We start from the raw sequence: 17,749 nt of genomic DNA on the forward strand, positions 1-17,749 counted from the left end.
ATCCACCACGTTTGCCGGGCAATAAAAAAGCCAGCCCGAAGGCTGGCTCTTGCGGCGGGCGAACCCGTCGGGGTGCTTATGCGGGCTGCGCCGTGCCGCGGCCGCGGCCGCTCACGAAGCGGCCGATGCGCACGATGCCGCGGAAGATCAGGCGCACGAAGACCAGCGTCAGGATGGCCTCGACAAAGGTCATCAGGAAGGCCAGGGCCACGTTGTGGCGCTTGGCGCGGCGGTTGAACTTCGCGAACATGCGGTCACGGGCGATCTCGATGCTGTCGTAGAAGGTCGGCACGACCAGCAGGGTCAGCAGCGTGGAGGTGATCACGCCGCCGATGATCGCGATGGCCAGCGGCTGGTAGAACTGGCCGGCATCGCCGAAGGCCATCGCCACCGGGAACATACCCGCGATCAGTGCGAAGGTCGTCATCAGGATCGGACGCAGGCGCTTGCGGCCGGCCTGCATCAGCGCTTCCTCGCGGTCCACGCCTTCCTTTTCCAGGGCGCGGGCGGCGTCGATCAGCAGGATCGCATTCTTCGCCACCAGGCCCATCAGCATCAGGACGCCGATCATGCTCATCAGGTTGAGCGTGTTCTTGGTCAGGATCAGGGCCAGCACCACGCCGATCAGCGACAGCGGCAGCGACAGCATCACGCCGATCGGTGCGGTGAAGGAACCGAACTGCATCACCAGGATCAGGTACATCAGCAGGATGCCCGAGAACAGCGCGATCATCATTTCACGGAACAGCTCCTGCTGGTCCTCGCCCTGGCCGCCCAGCGCCAGGCCGTAGCCTGGCGGGAAGTCGAAGCTCTTGGCCAGTTTCATGGCGTCGGCGGTCACTTCACCGGCCGAACGGCCCTGGGCGTTGGCGGACACGGTGATCAGGCGCTCGCCATCCTTGTGGCGGATGCCGGCCGGGCCCTTGCCCATGGTGATGCTGGCGATCTGCTCGAGCGGGACCATCATGCCGGTGCCGCTCACCGCGATCGGCAGGCGCTCGATGCTGTCGGTGTTGACGCGGTCCTCCGGATGCAGGCGCACGGCGACGTCGCGGGTCTCGTTGGTCGGGTCGACCCAGTCGCCCACTTCGATGCCGGCGAAGGCCACGCGCAGGGACTGGGCGGCGTCGTTGACCGAGATGCCCATGGCGTTCGCCAGGCCGCGGTCGAGCACGATCTGCAGTTCGTTCTTCGGATCCTGCTCCGACAGGGTGACGTCGACGGCGCCCGGCACCTGGCGCAGTTTTTCCATGTAGGCCGAGGTCAGTTCCATCAGCTTGCGCGAATCCGGACCGGTGAACTCGATCTGGACCGGCTTGCCGCCGCCGCCCAGGTCGTCGATGACGGTGTACTCGGCGCCGACCAGCGGGGCGATCTTGGCGCGCAGTTCGGCGCCGATCTCGGAACCGCTGCGCTCGCGCTTGCTGCGCTTGCCGATATCGACGTAGACGCGGCCGCCGCTCAGGTCGACGTAGCTGTTGGTATCCTCGGTTTCCGGGATCGAACGGGCGATCTCGGCCGCGGCCTCGACCTTGCGGCGCGAATATTCCAGGCTCGACGAGGCCGGGGTGCGGATCTCGACCATGATGGTGCCCCAGTCCGATTTCGGCATGAAGCTCGAGCCGCCGAAGAAGCTGTGCAGGAGGATGGCGCCGGCGAAGCTGGCAAAGGCGATGAAACCCATCCACTTGCGGTGGTGCAGCGCCCAGGCGATCACGCGGCCGTAGCGGTCGGCCTGGTGGTCGAACCAGGTGTTGAAGCGCTGCAGCACCAGGCTCAGGCCCTTCTTCGGCGCATGCGCGTGGTCAGGCGGGTCGCCCCAGTAGGCCGACAGCATCGGGTCGAGCGTGAAGGAGATCAAGAGCGAGACGATCACCGAGCAGGTCACGGTCAGTGCGAACGGACGGAACCATTCGCCGGACACGCCCGGCATGAAGGCCACCGGCACGAACACGGCCATGATCGAGAAGGTGGTCGCGGCCACGGCCAGGCCGATCTCGGCCGTGCCTTCGAGCGCGGCGGTACGGCGGTCCGAGCCCATTTCCATGTGGCGCACGATGTTTTCCCGCACCACGATCGCATCGTCGATCAGCACGCCGATCGCCAGGGACAGGCCCAGCAGGGTCATGAAGTTCAGGGTGAAGCCGCACAGCCACACGGCGATGAAGGCGGCCAGCACCGAGGTCGGCAGCGCCAGCGCGGTGATCAGGGTCGAACGCCAGGAATTCAGGAAAGCGTACACCACGAAGATGGTCAGGATCGCGCCCAGCACCAGGGCTTCGATCACGTTGTCCAGGCTGCTCTGCGCGTCTTCGCCGCCATCCTGCACGACTTCGATAGCGGTGCCTTTCGGCATTTCCTTGTTGGCTTCCTTGACGACCTCGTGCACCTTCTTGGCCAGCGAGACGGTCGAGGCGTCGGGCGAACGGGCGATCTGCAGGCCGACGTTCGGCTTGCCGCTGCGAATCGACAGGCTGTTGATGTCGGCGAAGCCGTCCTTGATCTCGGCCACCTGGTTCAGGCGCACGATCTGGTCGCCGTTGCGCTTGACCACGATCTGCGAGAAGTCTTCCGGACGCTCGATGCGGCCGACCAGGCGGATGCCCTTCTCGTCCAGCTCGCTACGCAGCTTGCCCACCGGGGCATTGGTATTCTGGGTGCGCAGGGCATTGGTGACTTCCGACACCGAGACATTGTATTCACGCAGTTTCTCGGCGCGCAGCAGGACCGACAGTTCGCGGCGCAGGGCGCCGTTCACGGTCACGGTCGAGACGCCCGGGATGGCGCGGAACTTGTCGGCCAGCACGTCCTCGGCATAGCGCGAGATCTCGGCGTGCGACTGGGTGCTCGAGGACAGCGACAGCTGCATCACCGGCTGGGCATTGATGTCCCAGCGGCGCAGCACCGGCTCGCGCATCTCGACCGGCAGCTTGTAGCGCACCGCGGCGATCGCGTTGCGCACGTCGTCCGAGGCTTCGATGACGTTGCGGCCGAAATTGAAGTCCATGAAGAAGGACACGCCGCCTTCGTAGGAGTTGGAGGTGATCTCGTTGACGCCCTGGATCGCCAGCAGCTGCTTTTCGATGCGGTTGGTGATCTCGCGCTCGACGGTCTCGGGCGAGGCGCCCGGATACGGGATGCTGACCGAGAGGGCCGGACGCTCGACGTCCGGGTTCTGGTTGACCTTGAGCTTGGACAGCGCGAGCAGGCCGATCAGCATCATCGCCACGATCATGACGACCGTCGCGACGGGTCTCTTGACACTAAAATTGGAGAGGAACATTTTTAATTATCCTTGGTTGTCCTGTGTTCCTTACTTGCCCTGCGCCGCGACCTGGTTGGCGGCGCTGGCCGCGCTGGCCACCACGGCGGCCGGCATCTCGACCTTCTGGCCATCCTTCAGGTTCGAGGTCGGCGAGCGCAGCACGATGTCGCCGGCGACCAGGCCCTGCTTGACTTCGATGTTGCCGGTGCGCGGATCGCGCGCGCCGACCACCAGCGGGACCTTGTTCAGGGTCTTGTCCTTGATGCGCCAGGTAAAGGCGCTGTCGCCGGCCTTGACCAGCGCGGCTTCCGGCAGCATCAGGGCGTTGGTGCTCTGGGCGTCGATGCGGCCTTCGGCGTACAGGCCGGCCACGCGCGGCTGGGCCTTGTCGGCGAACTCCACCACCACCTCGACCTGGCGGGTGATGGCATTGGCGGCCGGGTCGATGCGCTTGACGATGCCGGCGAACTGCTGCTCGCCGTAGCCGTTGACGCGGAAATTGACCTTCTGGCCGAGCTTCACGTTGGCGATCTCGTCGGCCGAGACACGCGCCTGGAAGCGCATGCTGTTCGGGTCGATGACCTTGACCAGTTCCTTGCCGATGGTCGCGGTGTCGCCGGCCGAGACCTTGCGCTCGGAAACGATGCCATCAAAAGGAGCACGCACCACGGTGCGCGACAGCTGCTGGCGCGCGGTGGCGGCGCGGCTCCTGGCGGCCGACAGCTCGCTTTGGGCGCTGTTGCGGCGCACTTCGGCTTCGTCCAGGCCAACGGCCGAGGTCATGCCCGAGGCGCGCAGGGTCTTCATGCGCTCCAGCTGGCGGTTGGCCTGGTCCAGGGCCTGGCTGGAGGCGCGCACCGCTTCGTCGGCGGAGGCGACGGTGTCGCGGATCGCGGTTTCATCCAGGCGCACCAGCACGTCGCCGCGCTTGACCGGCTCGCCGTTCTCCTTCAGGACCTGCAGGACCACGGCCGAGACTTCGGCGCGCAGGTCGGCCTTGCGCTCCGGCTGGATCGAGCCGGTGACAACCGGGCCGCTGGACAGGGTGTCGTTCTGGATGGTCAGCACGTCTTCCGACGCGACCTTCAGCTGCGAGGGACGCTTGTCCTTGGGATCGGACTTGCCGCCGGCCTGGGCGGTTTCCGTGCCCGGCTTGGCAGGCTCCTTGGACTCCTTGCTGCAGGCGGCGAGCGCCGAAGCGATGGCAAGGACGAGTAGTGTTTTGCGCAGCATTGTGGTTCTCCAGAGAAGGACTCAGTATGTGTTCTTGTAAAAATGCGTATATGAACAGCCAGCGCGCAGTATCGAGTAGTGCCCTGCCAACTTCAAGTGAGGACTCTGCATACTGCGGAATTCGAGGGATGAAATGCGATATTTCGCGACGAGCTGCATTCCAGGCGGACTGGAATGTGGCCGATTCCGGACACCATGCGGACAAATCCGCGGACAGGCGGACGTCCGGAACCGTCCGCCTGTCCATATTCATACGCTCAAGCGCCGAAGAGCGCGTGGATCAGGAAACCCATCCCGATGCCGGTGGCGATGCCGCCGCCGATCTCCACCAGGGTGTGGCCCATGCGCTCGCGCAGCACCACGTGTCCCACGGTGTCGCAGGCCAGCTTGTTGATCGCCGCGGCCTGGCGGCCCACGTGCTGGCGCAGGCTGTTGGCGTCGATCATCACGATGAAGGCCAGGGTCACCGCCACCCCGAAGGCCGGATGGCCGATCCCCTCGCGCAATGCGATCAGGGTAGCCATGCTTGTGACGACGGAGCTATGGTTGCTGGGGAAGCCGCCGTTGCCCACCAGGTTGAAGGCCCAGCGGCGCTGGCGCGCGCTGGTAATCAGGAACTTGATCGGGCCGACCACCATCCAGGTCAGCACGGGTGTTACGAGGTATGCGAGATCCATGTCCAAATCCAGGTACGACGAGGTAGATAAATGATGCTGAGTAATGCCGGGCGGAATTATCTCAGAAGCAAGCTCTTACCGATATAAAAACGATGCCGAATCAAGGACATCCGTAGCGCCGCCGCACCATCCGGGACGGTAATATTCTCCCAACTAGACTAGACAGGCAAGGGGGCGGTATGCGGCATTTCCGGTTGTCGATCGCGGTGACGGTCATCCTGATGGGCCTGGCCGGCTGGTGGGGCTACGAGCACCGCGGCATCCCGGGACTGTTGCAGGCGCTCTGGATCACGGCCGTGCTGGGCGTGCTCGAAGTGTCGCTTTCCTTCGACAATGCGGTCGTCAACGCCTCCGTCCTGCGCGGCTGGAACGAGTTCTGGCGCAAGTTGTTCCTCACGGTCGGCATCCTGGTGGCGGTGTTCGGCATGCGCTTGCTGTTCCCCCTCGTCATTGTGTCGGCGGCAACCGGGCTCGGCCTCGTCGAGGTCTGGCACATGGCGATCGACAATCCGACCGAATACTCGCGCCACCTGACCGAGAAGCACGCCGAGGTGGCGGCTTTCGGGGGCGCCTTCCTGATGCTGGTCTTCCTGAATTTCCTGTTCGACGAGCAGAAGGAACTGCACTGGCTCGGCTGGATCGAGGAAAAGGTCGGCAAATACGGCACCGAGGGCCTGGCCATCGCCCTCACCCTGCTGGCGGTATGCGGCGCCATGTACCTGATCGAGCCGGCGCGCAAGCTGCCGGTCCTGGTCGCCGGCGTCACGGGCGTTCTGATCTACATCGGCGTGCAATGGCTGAGCGGCCTGCTGGAGAAGGAAGAAGAAGACCCGACGGTGGGCAAGATGATCGCCCAGGGCAGCATCGGCGGCTTCCTCTACCTCGAGGTGCTGGACGCCTCGTTCAGCTTCGACGGCGTGATCGGAGCCTTCGCGATCACCAACGACGTCGTCATCATCATGCTGGGCCTGGCCATCGGCGCCATGTTCGTGCGCTCGATGACGGTGTTCCTGGTCTACAAGGGCACGCTGGAAGAGTTCGTGTTCCTGGAGCACGGCGCCCACTATGCGATCGGCATCCTGGCATTGATCATGTTCGCCAGCGTCCACTACCACATTCCCGAGTGGTTCACGGGGCTGTCGGGGCTGGCCTTCATCCTGGTGTCGCTGTGGTCCTCGGTGCGCTACCGAAAGCGCATGGAGCATGAAGGCGCCAAGGACGCGGCCTGAGGGGGGCCGCCGCAGGCAGTTTGTGATTTTGTCCATCCGTGGCAGAATGTGCCCGGCCGCGTTGCTGCCAACCTGACAACTCACCTATCCTATGCCGAAGACCATGCCGAAACGCGCTACCGCCCTCCTCCTGTCCGCCCTTGCCGCGATCATCGTGCTGTTCGCGCTGTATACCTGGTTCACCCTGAGCTGGTCGTATTCGGAAGGCGAACGCGCGGGCTACCTGCAGAAGTTCTCCAAGAAGGGCTGGCTGTGCAAGACCTGGGAAGGCGAGATCCTGCTGTCGAGCATGCCGGGCGCGATTCCGGAGCGCTTCGCCTTCACCGTGCGCGACGACGCGGTGGTGGAGCAGCTGCAGAATGCGATGGGACAGCGGGTGCAGATCACCTATGAACAGCACGTGGGCGTGCCGACCTCGTGCTTCGGCGAGACCGGGTATTTCGCGACCAGGGCCAGCACCGGGCCGGTGAATCCGGTGGCGCCGAGCGAGACCGCTGCGCAGTAATACGTTCCCCGTATCAATCGGGTGCCAGTGATATGCGTTGCATATCACCCACCCAGATTCACTCTTCGTTCTTCCGCTGATTCAGGATCACGTCCGCCAGCCGCGTTGCCGCCTGCGAGGCCGAGGCCGGCGGTGTGCTCTTGAAGCGTCCCAGCACCTCGCGCGTGATGTTCACCGAGGCGACCCGGTGCTCGGCCTCGGCCTTGCGCTCGCCGAGGGCGCGATCGAGGGCCGCCAGTTCCCCCGTCTGCTCCTCATGGCGCTGCGCTTCCAGCTCGGCCAGCTGCCGGCGCGCGTCCGCCATGCGCCGGGTCGCCTCGGCCGCCTTGCGCTGCATCTCGGCGTGGCGCTGGGCGTGTTCCAGGAGCGCGCGCTGGGCGTCGCGCTTCTCGACCGCGGCCTGCAGCGCGGCCTGCTCCGCTACTTCGCGCTCGCGCGCCAGCCTGGCTTGCTCTTCCTCGGCCGCGGCGCGCGCCTGGGCGGCCTGGGCCGCCGCCTGCTCGGAGGCCAGCCGCGCGCTGGCCGCCTCGTTGGCGCGCGTGTCGGAGGCCGCCTGCTGGCGCTGCGCGGCCAGCTTGCGCTCGACCAGGGCCAGCGATTCGCGCGCGGCCTCGGTGGCTGCGCGTTCTTCAAACAGTGCTGCTTCGGCCAGTTCCAGCTGGCGGCGCTCGAGCTCGGCACGCTCGGCCTGCGCCTGGGCCAGCTCGGCCGCCCGGCGCGCCTGCGCCTGCTGGGCCCTGGCCGCCGCCTCGGCATGCTCGGCTTCCTCGATCGCGGCGCGCGCCTGCGCCCGCTGCGCGTCCAGGGCCGCCTGCTGCGCGCTTTCCGCGCGCCGCTCGGCGTCACCCTGTTCTCTTAGTTGTGCGGCTGCCGCCTGCTCTGCCGCGGCGCGCGCCTCGGCGGCCCGCGTCAGTTCCTGTTCGGCCTGCAGGCGTTCCCCCTCGCGCGCCAGCGCCGCTTCCTCGGCGGCGACGCGCTCGCGCTCGGCCTGGGCCAGCCGCTCGGCCTGCTCGGCGCGAGCCTGGGCCGCTGCCAGCGCCTGTTGTTGCGCCTCGGCCTGCCGGCGCGCGGCGGCCAGCGCCGCATCCTCGAGCGCGTTTTCCTGTGCCTGGGCCTCGGCAGCGCCCAGCGCCAGGGCCGCGCGTTCTTCCGCCAGCGCGCGCTGGCGCTGCTCTTCTTCGAGCTGGCGCGCCGCCGCCTGGCTTGCCGCCTCGTCGGCCGCGGCACGCTCGCGCGCGTGGCCGGCGGCGAGGGCTTCGGCTTCCAGCCGCGCCTGCACCTGCTGGCTCGCCTCTTCCTCGGCCCGCGCACGTTCCTCGGCCACGTCGCGCAGCCTGCGGTCGGCCTCGATGCGCGCCTCGGTCGCCGCCAGGATGCGGGTTTCGGCGTCGCGGCGCGCCTGCGCGGCGGCCGCAGCCATCTGCTCCAGGCGTTCGCGGTGGGTGGCGGCGTCGCGCAATTCCTTTTCGGTCTGCAGGCGCATGCGCAGCGACTGGGCCGCGACGCGCTCGGACTCGGCCTGGGCCAGCGCGATCGCCTCGCGTTCCTGTTCGATGTGGGCCAGCGCGCGCGCCTCTTCCAGCGCACGCGCCTCGGCCGCGGCGCGCGCAAAGCTCGATGCGAGGGCCACCTGGTCGGCGCGCTCGCGCTGCTGGGTCAGCTCCAGGGCTTCGGCTTCGGCCTGGGCCAGCTTCTCGGCGGTCTGGCGGGCGCCGCGCTCGGCGCGCTCGCGCTCGCGCGCCAGGATCGCCACGCGCGCGTCGGCGCTGGCGTTGTGCAGCACTTCTTCCTTGGCCGCTTCCACCGCCGCCATGCGCTCGGCCGCCTGCAGGCGCGCCTGTTCGGTCTGGGCCAGCAATTCCTCGGCGGCGCGCGCGGCCTGGGCGGCCATCTCGGCCTGGGCTTCGACCTGGGCGGCGTGGCGCCGGCGCGCTTCTTCTTCAAGACGGGCGCGGGCCTCGGCCGCCATGCGGGTCTCGGTTTCCTGCTGCACGCGGGCGCGCAGCTCGGCGGTCTCCTGGCGGATCGCCTCCAGCCGCTCGCTGGACGCCTGGGCGGCGGCGCGCAGCGACTCCAGGCGGTCGCGGTCGGCGGCGATCGCCTCTTCGGAGGCCTGGGCATTGGCCAGCGCGGCGGCGGTCGCGGCCGCGTCCAGCGCGGCGCGCTCCTCGGCCAGCGAACGGGCGCGCGCCTCGGCATGGGCGCGGCTCTCGGCGGCGACATTGGCCTTGGCTTCGGCCTCGACGCGGGCGATGGCCTCATGGATCTCGCGCATGTCCATCGGGCCGCGGGCGGCAGCCGGGGCCGGCGCGGGCTCGGGCTCGGCCGGCGCCTGCGGAACGACGCTGCCGGCATGCGACAGGTCGATCGTGAAGTCGCTATCGTCGTACTTCTCGTGCTCGGGCTTGATGGGTTCCATGGTCGTTTTCGGTGAGGACGCAGCTTGCGTCCATCTGATTATCCGGGAAATCGCGCGCGCGTGTCACGCCGAACTGGACGGCAAAACCACGGCACCGGGCTATACCGGCCACAACGGCGGCTCATCCATCAGCGCCACCTGCTCGCGCAGCTCGAGGATGCGGTCCTGCCAGTAGCGCTGGGTGTTAAACCAAGGGAAAGCCGCCGGGAAGGCCGGGTCGTCCCAGCGCATCGCCAGCCAGCTTGAGTAATGAATGAGGCGCAAGGTGCGCAAGGCCTCCACCAGGTAGAGCTGGCGCGGGTGGAAGTCGCAGAAGTCCTCGTAGCCGGCCAGCACGTCGGCCATCTGGCCTACCATCTCCTGGCGCTCGCCCGAGAGCAGCATCCACAGGTCCTGCACCGCCGGTCCCATGCGGCTGTCGTCGAAGTCGACGAAGTGCGGGCCATCCGGAGTCCACAGCACGTTGCCGCCGTGGCAATCGCCGTGCAGGCGCAGGAGAGGCAGCGCGCCGGCCCGGTCGTAGCAGCGCGCCACGCCATCGAGCGCCTGCTCTACCACGCTGGCATAGGTGGCGGCCAGCTCGGGCGGGATGAAGCCCTTGGCGCGCAGGAACTCGAAAGGTTCGCGCCCGAAGGTCTGCGGGTTGATCTCGGGCCGGTGCTGGTAGGGCCGCGCCGCGCCGACCGCATGGATGCGGCCGATGAAGCGGCCGATCCATTCCAGGGTGGCGGGGTCGCCCAGTTCCGGCGCGCGTCCGCCGCGGCGCGGGAACACGGAAAAGCGGTAGCCGGCGAAGCTGTGCAGCGTGCGCCCGTCGATGCCGGTCGACGGCACGACAGGAATCTCCTGCTGCGCCAGCTCTTCCACGAAGGCGTGTTCCTCGAGGATGGCGGCGTCGCTCCATCGCCCCGGCCGGTAGAACTTGACGACCACCGGCGCCCCCTCTTCCAGGCCGACCTGATAGACGCGGTTCTCGTAGCTGTTGAGCGCCAGCAGGCGGCCGTCGCCGTACAGGCCGACGCTTTGGACGGCCTCCAGCACCGTTTGCGGATCGAGCCGGGCGAACGGATGGGCCTGGGCGCTTGTTTCAGTCGTCGAATTCTCCATCCACGCATTGTAAGCGGCAGCTGCCGTCCCGCCTAAACCTCCTTTCAAATTTGACGAATTTGGTTAAATTCGGAACAGAACGCGCATACCCGCCTGAGCAATTATCGGATTCGGCACGTACCTGAGCGCACTCGCGTGGCATACGGCCTTTACCGAGGAAAAAAATATGAAGAAAGCGATTCCCCTGGCGCTGACGGCCGTAGCCGCCGCCCTCGTCTGGAACGCGGCCAAGGCCCAGTCGCCGCAGCCGCCGAAGGCGGATGCCGACATGCAGAAGGTGCTGGACGCCCACGCATCCCTGGGCCCGAAGCCGATCGACACCCTGACCCCGGCCGAGGCGCGCAAGCAGCCGACTCCGGCCGATGCGGTCAAGAAGGTATTGACCGACATGGGCAAGAGCAGCGCGCCGGAACCGGGTGTGACAAAGAAGACGATGACGGTCCCGGTCAAGGGAGGCAGCATCCCGGTCCACATCTTCACGCCCGAAGGCAGCGGCCCCTTCCCGGTCATGGTGTACTACCACGGCGGCGGCTTCGTGATCGCCGACACCGAGGTCTATGAAGCATCGCCGCGCGCGCTGGCAAAGTTGGCCAAGGCCATCATGGTGTCGGTCGACTACCGCCAGGCCCCCGAGCACCGCTTCCCGACCGCGCCGGAAGACGCCTATGCGGCCTACCTGTGGACGATCGAGCATGCGCGCGAGTTGGGCGGCGATCCGGCCCGCGTCGCGGTCGGCGGCGAATCGGCGGGCGGCAACCTGGCCACCGTGGTCTCCATGATGGCGCGCGACCGCAAGGCGCAGTTGCCGCTGCACCAGCTGCTGGTCTATCCGGTGGTGAACGACGACATGAACAACGCCTCCTACAAGCGCAACGCACATGCCAAGCCGCTCAACAAGGCGATGATGGGCTGGTTCTTCAAGCACTACGGGGGCGACCCGAAGAATCCGTACGCGCTGCCGATGAAGGCGGCCTCACTCAAGGGCCTGCCGCCGGCCACCATCGTGGCGGCCGAGATCGACCCGCTGCTCACCGAGGGCAAGCAGTATGCGGACAGGCTGAAGAAGGATGGGGTGCAGGTCGATTACCGTGCATGGAGCGGCGTGACGCACGAATTTTTCGGCATGGGAGCGGTGCTGCCCAAGGCGAAGCAAGCTGAGCAGTATGCAGCGGATGCCTTGATGAAGGCATTCGCTGCCAGGAAGTAAGCCGCATCTGCCGTGGCGGTCGTGCGCCGCGAGCGCACGATTTTTACGCCCTTGTCCCGCGCAGGCGTTACACTGGCGCCTTCAAAACGCAACAAGAGCACCCCATGCATCTCGACGAGCCCCTTACCGATAAAGAATTCGACGAACTCGACCAGTTCCTGCTGTCCGACCGCTCCCCCGAGGACGCGATGACGATGGACACCCTGCACGGCTACCTGACCGCGATCGCGATCGGCCCGGAAACCATCATGCCGGCCGAATGGCTCCCGCGCGTCTGGGGCGAGGATGGCAAGCAGGCGCCGAACTGGAAGAACCCGAAGGAGGAACAGCGCATCATCAACCTGATCATGCGCTTCATGAACGAAGTCCTGATCACCTTCGAAGCCGCACCAAAGGAGTTCGAGCCGCTGTTCGTCGAGCATGAATTCGAGGGCGAGGCCCTGATCGACGCCGAGGCCTGGTGCTGGGGCTTCTGGGAAGGCATGGAACTGCGCCCCGGCTCCTGGGAAGCCATCTGGGATTCGGAAGTGGCCGAACTGATGCGCCCGATCTACCTGCTCGGCGCCGACGAGATCGAGGAATCCGAACTGCCGGAAGTCGAAGACCCGCGCAAGGCCCACCAACTGGCGCTGGAGATCGAAGCCAACATCCCGGCCATCTACCGCTACTGGGCGCCGCGCCGCAATGGCGCGGTCGAGACCGTGAAGCGCGAGGAGCCGAAGGTCGGCCGCAACGACGACTGCCCTTGCAACAGCGGCAAGAAGTACAAGAAGTGCTGCGGCGCCGAGTAAGCGCCTAACAATTCCCCCGATGGCTGCGTTGCATTGTCTCGCCGTACTAGCGTACTGTCTTCGACAATGCGCCTTGCCCTCGGGGTTTTGTTAGGCGCTGAGGCAAGCTAGGCAGCTTCCGTCAAGCCAAGATCCAGTCCCACCAGCAGGTCGCCGGGCTGCACCATCCCGGCCAGCCTGCCCTCATCGTCCACCACGAACACCTGCTTCGCTCCCTCATGGAAGCGGGTGAGCAGCGCCGTCACCGGCGCCGTGTTGCGCACGGCGACGAAATCCGCCTCGACCAGCTGGCCGACCGTCGGCGCCGTATCGCGCCCGAACAGCAGCGCCGTGGCCCGCCGCGCGCGCGCCGGCAAGGGGCGGCTGGCGCTGCCGCCGGCCGCCACCAGACCCGCCATGCTGAGCACCCCGATCGGACAGCCCGCCGCGTCCACCACCGGCAGCGCCGGCACGCCATGCCGCACCAGCAGCGCGCGCGCCGCCGCCAGCGGCATGTCCGGGCTCAGGCTGGCCGGCACGGGATGGGCCAGCTCGCCGCAGCTGTGCCGGCGCGCGCGGCGCTCGGCGGCGCGCTGCTCGGTCTCGGCGAAGATCGTGGCCAGGTCGTCGCGGCTGACGTCGAGCGTCTCGCCATAGCTGTCCAGCGCCGCATCCAGGTCTTCTTTCGCAAAGCCCGCCTTTTCCTCGGGCGGGCGCGCGGCCAGCTGCACGTGCGGATAATGGTGTCCGGACAGCCGGTTCCAGGCCACTGCGCCGAGCACCATCAGGACCGAATTCAGGCCCACCGGCGCCAGCACGAACCAGAAGCCGGCCTTGCTCACCGCTGCCCCGCCCAGCACGGCGGTCACGGCCACCGCGCCGCCGGGCGGATGCAGGCAGCGCAGCGTGGCCATCGCGGCGATCGCCAGGCCGCCGGCCAGCGGCGCCGCCACCAGCGGGTCGGCGGCCTGCGCGCAGGCCACGCCGACCAGGGCCGAGACGACGTTGCCGCCGATGACGGGCCAGGGCTGGGCCAGCGGCGCCGCCGGCAGGCAGAACAGCAGCACCGCGGACGCGGCCATCGGGGCGATCAGGAAGGGCAGCGAATGCACCGCCGCGGCGCCGAGCGCGGCGCGGCTGGCCAGGGCGGTGAGGAGCAGGGTCAGCAGGGCGCCGAGGGCGGCGGGCACCTGCCGGGTGAAGGAAGTCGGTCCGGCGGGGCGCAGGCGCCCCAGCCTCGACAGCAACTGCGACAACATCGAGAACATGGATACGTTTTGCAACATTGGGAGCCTGCCATTACACCACAGCTTGCGCGAACACGTATTCCCCCACGCGGACGGTGAGCATTCCGACAAGCAATCATGTAGGATAAGCAACGCACTGCGGCCGGCTTGCCGCAGCAACCAACAACGAGGACTTCACGATGAAAACCTTCCCACGACCTACCCTGTCCACGCTGGCCGCCGCCGCACTGGCGATCTGCATTGCCACCCCTGCCCTGGCCGCCGCCCCGATGGCGAAGACCCCGGCCCCGGGCTGGTCGCGCATGATGCTGGGCCAGTTCGAGATCACCCCGCTGTCGGACGGCACCGTGGACCTGCCGGTCGACCAGCTGCTGGCCCAGGATCCCAAGAAGACCCAGGAGACCCTGGCCAGGGTGCACCTGAAGCCGATGCTGGAAACCTCCGACAATGCCTACCTCATCAACACCGGCAACAAGCTGGTCCTGATCGACACCGGCGCCGGCTCCTTCTTCGGCCCGACCCTGGGCAAGCTGGTGGCGAACATGAAGGCAGCCGGCTACACGCCGGACCAGGTCGACGAGATCTACCTGACCCATTTCCACGGCGACCACGCCGGTGGACTGGTGAAGGACTCGGCGGCCGTGTTCAGCAAGGCCATCGTGCGCGCCAACAAGCTGGAATCGGACCACTGGCTGAGCCAGGCGAACATGGACAAGGCCAAGGACAAGGACACCTTCAAGGGCGCGCAGGCCGCGCTCGGCCCCTACGTGAAGGCCGGCCGCTTCAAGCCTTTCGAAGGCAGCGCTGAGCTGGTGCCGGGCATCCGCGCGAATCCGACCGGCGGCCATACCCCGGGCCATACCAGCTACCTGGTCGAAAGCGGCGGCCAGAAGCTGCTCGTGATCGGCGACCTGATCCACGTGGCGGCGGTGCAGATGGAAAACCCGGCCGTGACGATCCAGTTCGACGGCGACCAGAAGGCCGCCGCCGCCACCCGCAAGAAGGAATTCGACGCCGCGGCCGAGGGCGGCTACATGATCGGCGGCGCCCACCTGCAGTTCCCGGGCCTGGGCTACCTTGCCACCTCCGGCAAGGGCTACCGCTTCACCCCGGTCAACTACACCCAGATGCGCTGAGAAAGGGGGCAAGGATGCTGAATCACGTCATGGTCGGCTCGAACGATATCGAGCGCTCGAAACGTTTTTACGATGCTGTCCTGGGCGTCCTGGGTGCGGGCGAGGCTTTCCGCACCGAGGCGCCGAGCGGCCACAAGCGGCTGTTCTACCGCCACGATGGCAGCAGCTTCGGCATCAGCGAGCCGATCAATGGAGAAGCGGCGACGCCGGCCAACGGCGGCACCATCGGCTTCAAGTGCAGTTCGCCCGAGCAGGTCAAGGAGTTCCACGACGTCGCGGTGGCGCACGGCGGTACCTCGATCGAGGAGCCGCCGGGCCTGCGCAACGGCAGCCTGGGTGCGCTGCACCTGGCCTACGTGCGCGACCCGGACGGCAACAAGCTGTGCGCAGCCTACCGGGTAAAGTAAGCGACTAGCCGTCGTGCGGCGGCGCCTGCACGCTATCCAGCAGGCGCACCAGCGCGTCGACATCGACCGGCTTGACCAGGTGATGGCGGAAGCCCGCGGCGAAGGCCTCGTCGCGGTCCTGCTGCTGGCCGTAGCCGGTAATGGCCACCAGCACGCTCGCCGCGGTTTCCGGCTGGGCGCGCAGGCGGCGCGCCAGTTCGTGGCCGTCGATCCCGGGCAGGCCGATGTCGAGCAGGCAGACATCGGGCGCCACCTTCCTGGCGCGCTCCAGCGCCCGCAGCGGCTCGTGCTCGACCACCACCTCGTGTCCGTGGGCCGCCAGCAGCAGGCCGAGCGTCTCGGCGGCATCCACGTTGTCGTCCACCACCAGCACTTTCAATGCGCCGGCCTTCCCCGCCGGCACCGGCGCTTGCGGCAGCGGCGCGGGTACGGCCTCGCGCAACAGCGGCAGCGTGATGACGAAGGTGCTGCCCTTGCCCGGTCCCGGGCTCGAACAGCCGACCATTCCGCCATGCAGCTCGACCAGGTTGCGCACCAGCGCCAGGCCGAGACCGAGGCCGCCCTGCGAACGGTCCGACGAGCGCTCGCCCTGCGCAAACAGGTCGAACACCCTGGCGCTCAGCTCGCGGTCCATGCCGATGCCTTCGTCGCGCACGCTGATCACCAGCGCGCCTTTGGCGCCATCCCCGCGCACCTCGGCGCGCAGGTCGATCTCGCGGCCTTCCGGCGTGTACTTGGTGGCGTTGCCGAGCACGTTGGCCACCACCTGCACCAGGCGCGCCTTGTCCCCTTCCACCAGCGCCCACGAGGGCGGCAGGTGCACCGACAAGCGCTGGCGCCTGGCGTCGATGGCGGGCCTGACCTGCTCCACCGCCTCCTGCACCACGCCGCGCATGCCGACCTCGGCCCGCTCGAGCGTGATCAGGCCGCGCGTCACGCGCGAAACGTCCAGCAGGTCGTCGACCAGGCGCGTCATGTGGCGCACCTGGCGCCCGATGATGTTGCTGCTCTGGCGCACCCGCTCCTCGCCCAGCGTGCCGATGCGCAGCAGCTCGGCGGCGGCGCTGATCGGCGCCAGCGGGTTGCGCAGCTCGTGCGCGAGCATGGCCAGGAATTCGTCCTTGCGGCGGTCGGCCTCGACCAGCTTTTCCTCGGCCAGCTTGCGGTCGGTGATGTCGCGGAAGAAGGAGGCGATGCTGCCGTCCGGCATCGGGTAGGCGCGCACCTCGGTCCAGATGCGCTCGCCGTCCGGGAAGGGATACGAATAGATCGCGGCCGATGCCACCCGGGTGCGCATGACTTCACGGTACATGCGGCCAAGCTCCATGTCGACCGTGTGCGGGAACACGTCCCAGTGGCTGCGCCCGATGGTCTCTTCCGCCTTCACTCGGCACAGCCGCAGGCCCTCGGCGTTCATCTCGACGATGTTCCAGTCGGCGTCGAACACGGCGAAGCCCTCGGCGATGGTGTCGAAGATGTTGCGGCTGCGGTCGCGTTCGGCGCGCAGCGCGGCCTGGGCGCGCGCGGTCTCGGCCGCCGCCCAGGTGCGCTCGGCAACGTCGCGCGCCAGCTGCAGGTCGTCGTCGCTCCAGTGGCGCGCAAGCAGGCAATCGATGCCGAGGCAGGCCGTCAGCCGGCCGGATTTGACCAGCGGCACCACCAGCAGCGCACCGATGCGGTCGGCGATGTAGGCGCTGCGGTAGCCCATGGTGCGCACGTCGCGCGCGCTGTCGTGGATGCGCACCACGTCGCCCGCGCGCAGCGCCGCGCCCACCGCGGGACCGAATTCCTCGAGGCTGAAACTGGGCTGTGTCCATTTGCGGTCGTCGCGCGCCCACCAGCGCGGCACCGAGAAGCGTCCCGTCGCCTCGTTCATCTCGGCGTACACCACCCGGTCCGCGTGCAGCTCGCCGCCCAGCAGCGCGCTGGCGGTGGCGATCACTTCCTCGCTCGAGGCGAGCGGACGCAGCGCGTCCGACACGGTCAGCTCGAAGGCCGCGCGGCGCTCGCTGGCGACGCGGCGCGTGGTTTCCATCACGGTGCAGAACAGGCCCGCCACCTGGCCGTCGTCGCCGATCAGGGGCGCATGCGAGAAAGTGAAGGTGGCGCGCTCCGGATAGCCGCGCCGCATCACCGTCATCGGCATGTCTTCGAAGTAGACCGGCTTGCCCGACAGGGCGCGGTCGATCAGCGGCACCATGTCCTTCCAGACCTCGGCCCACAGGTCGCAGAAGCGTTCGCCGAGCGCGCGCCCGTGCTTCTGCCCGAGCAGCGGCACATAGGCGTCGTTGTAGAGGAAGATCAGGTCCGGGCCCCAGGCCAGGAACATGGGGAAGGCCGAGTGCAGCACCATGTCCACGGCCGTGCGCAGGGCTGGCGGCCATTCCTCCGGCGGACCGAGCGGGGTCTGGCGCCAGTCATGACGGCGGATGCGCATGCGCATGCCGTCGTCCATGGTGTGCGAGGGAGAGGACATGGGCCGATTGTCGCACAGCTTTTCTTGCCTGCGATACATTTCTGCAAAACAGGCAAGGCATGCATCACATG

At 67.7% G+C, this 17,749-nt stretch carries 13 protein-coding genes; 6 read left to right on the forward strand and 7 right to left on the reverse strand.

The features are described 5' to 3' along the window. Positions 1 to 76 precede the first annotated feature (76 nt). The 3 genes from ACK6C6_RS15120 to ACK6C6_RS15130 form a co-directional block, all read right to left on the reverse strand. Positions 77 to 3,283 carry an efflux RND transporter permease subunit gene (locus ACK6C6_RS15120; RefSeq protein ID WP_409267967.1) on the reverse strand — a complete coding sequence of 1,069 codons (3,207 nt, stop codon included), beginning with the start codon at positions 3,281 to 3,283 and terminating at the stop codon, positions 77 to 79. A gap of 30 nt (positions 3,284 to 3,313) precedes the next feature. Further along, on the reverse strand, positions 3,314 to 4,498 hold the full coding sequence (locus ACK6C6_RS15125) for an efflux RND transporter periplasmic adaptor subunit (protein WP_036216430.1): 1,185 nt from the start codon (positions 4,496 to 4,498) through the stop codon (positions 3,314 to 3,316). Between the two features lie 257 nt (positions 4,499 to 4,755). Beyond that, complete coding sequence (locus tag ACK6C6_RS15130; RefSeq protein ID WP_209588687.1) at positions 4,756 to 5,175, reverse strand: divergent PAP2 family protein; 420 nt, start codon at positions 5,173 to 5,175, stop codon at positions 4,756 to 4,758. A gap of 179 nt (positions 5,176 to 5,354) precedes the next feature. Here ACK6C6_RS15130 and ACK6C6_RS15135 point away from each other — a divergent pair, with 179 nt between their 5' ends. Beyond that, positions 5,355 to 6,404: a DUF475 domain-containing protein gene (locus ACK6C6_RS15135; RefSeq protein ID WP_209588688.1), complete on the forward strand. Its 1,050-nt coding sequence runs from the start codon at positions 5,355 to 5,357 to the stop codon at positions 6,402 to 6,404. A gap of 103 nt (positions 6,405 to 6,507) precedes the next feature. Beyond that, positions 6,508 to 6,909, forward strand: coding sequence for a hypothetical protein (locus ACK6C6_RS15140; RefSeq protein ID WP_409267969.1), 402 nt, complete (start codon positions 6,508 to 6,510; stop codon positions 6,907 to 6,909). A 58-nt stretch (positions 6,910 to 6,967) separates the two neighbouring features. Here the strand turns inward: ACK6C6_RS15140 and ACK6C6_RS15145 are convergent, their stop codons facing one another. Beyond that, entirely contained in the window at positions 6,968 to 9,328 is a 2,361-nt protein-coding gene (locus tag ACK6C6_RS15145; protein ID WP_409267970.1) for a hypothetical protein, read from the reverse strand. Between the two features lie 99 nt (positions 9,329 to 9,427). Continuing rightward, positions 9,428 to 10,435, reverse strand: coding sequence for a serine/threonine protein kinase (locus ACK6C6_RS15150; protein WP_409267971.1), 1,008 nt, complete (start codon positions 10,433 to 10,435; stop codon positions 9,428 to 9,430). Positions 10,436 to 10,601: 166 nt separating this feature from the next. Between ACK6C6_RS15150 and ACK6C6_RS15155 the strand changes: the two genes are divergently transcribed. Together ACK6C6_RS15155 and ACK6C6_RS15160 are read left to right on the forward strand one after the other, a co-directional pair. Beyond that, entirely contained in the window at positions 10,602 to 11,642 is a 1,041-nt protein-coding gene (locus ACK6C6_RS15155; RefSeq protein ID WP_409267973.1) for an alpha/beta hydrolase, read from the forward strand. Between the two features lie 104 nt (positions 11,643 to 11,746). Beyond that, a complete protein-coding gene (locus ACK6C6_RS15160) occupies positions 11,747 to 12,433 on the forward strand; it encodes a UPF0149 family protein (RefSeq protein ID WP_409267974.1) in 687 nt (228 codons plus the stop codon). Positions 12,434 to 12,540: 107 nt separating this feature from the next. Here the strand turns inward: ACK6C6_RS15160 and ACK6C6_RS15165 are convergent, their stop codons facing one another. Then, positions 12,541 to 13,680 (reverse strand): HPP family protein, encoded by a 1,140-nt coding sequence (locus ACK6C6_RS15165; RefSeq protein WP_409267975.1) that lies wholly within the window; start codon positions 13,678 to 13,680, stop codon positions 12,541 to 12,543. 158 nt (positions 13,681 to 13,838) lie between these two features. On the opposite strand from ACK6C6_RS15165, the gene ACK6C6_RS15170 reads away from it, so the two are divergent. Both ACK6C6_RS15170 and ACK6C6_RS15175 read left to right on the forward strand, forming a co-directional pair. After that, a complete protein-coding gene (locus ACK6C6_RS15170; protein WP_409267976.1) occupies positions 13,839 to 14,795 on the forward strand; it encodes an MBL fold metallo-hydrolase in 957 nt (318 codons plus the stop codon). Between the two features lie 14 nt (positions 14,796 to 14,809). Then, positions 14,810 to 15,202: a VOC family protein gene (locus ACK6C6_RS15175; RefSeq protein ID WP_409267978.1), complete on the forward strand. Its 393-nt coding sequence runs from the start codon at positions 14,810 to 14,812 to the stop codon at positions 15,200 to 15,202. Between the two features lie 4 nt (positions 15,203 to 15,206). On the opposite strand, the gene ACK6C6_RS15180 is transcribed toward ACK6C6_RS15175, so the two are convergent. Continuing rightward, entirely contained in the window at positions 15,207 to 17,678 is a 2,472-nt protein-coding gene (locus ACK6C6_RS15180; RefSeq protein ID WP_409267980.1) for an ATP-binding protein, read from the reverse strand. Positions 17,679 to 17,749 lie beyond the last annotated feature (71 nt).

This window comes from Massilia sp. BHUDP2 (genome assembly GCF_046236355.1).
Lineage (GTDB): Bacteria > Pseudomonadota > Gammaproteobacteria > Burkholderiales > Burkholderiaceae_D > Telluria > Telluria varians.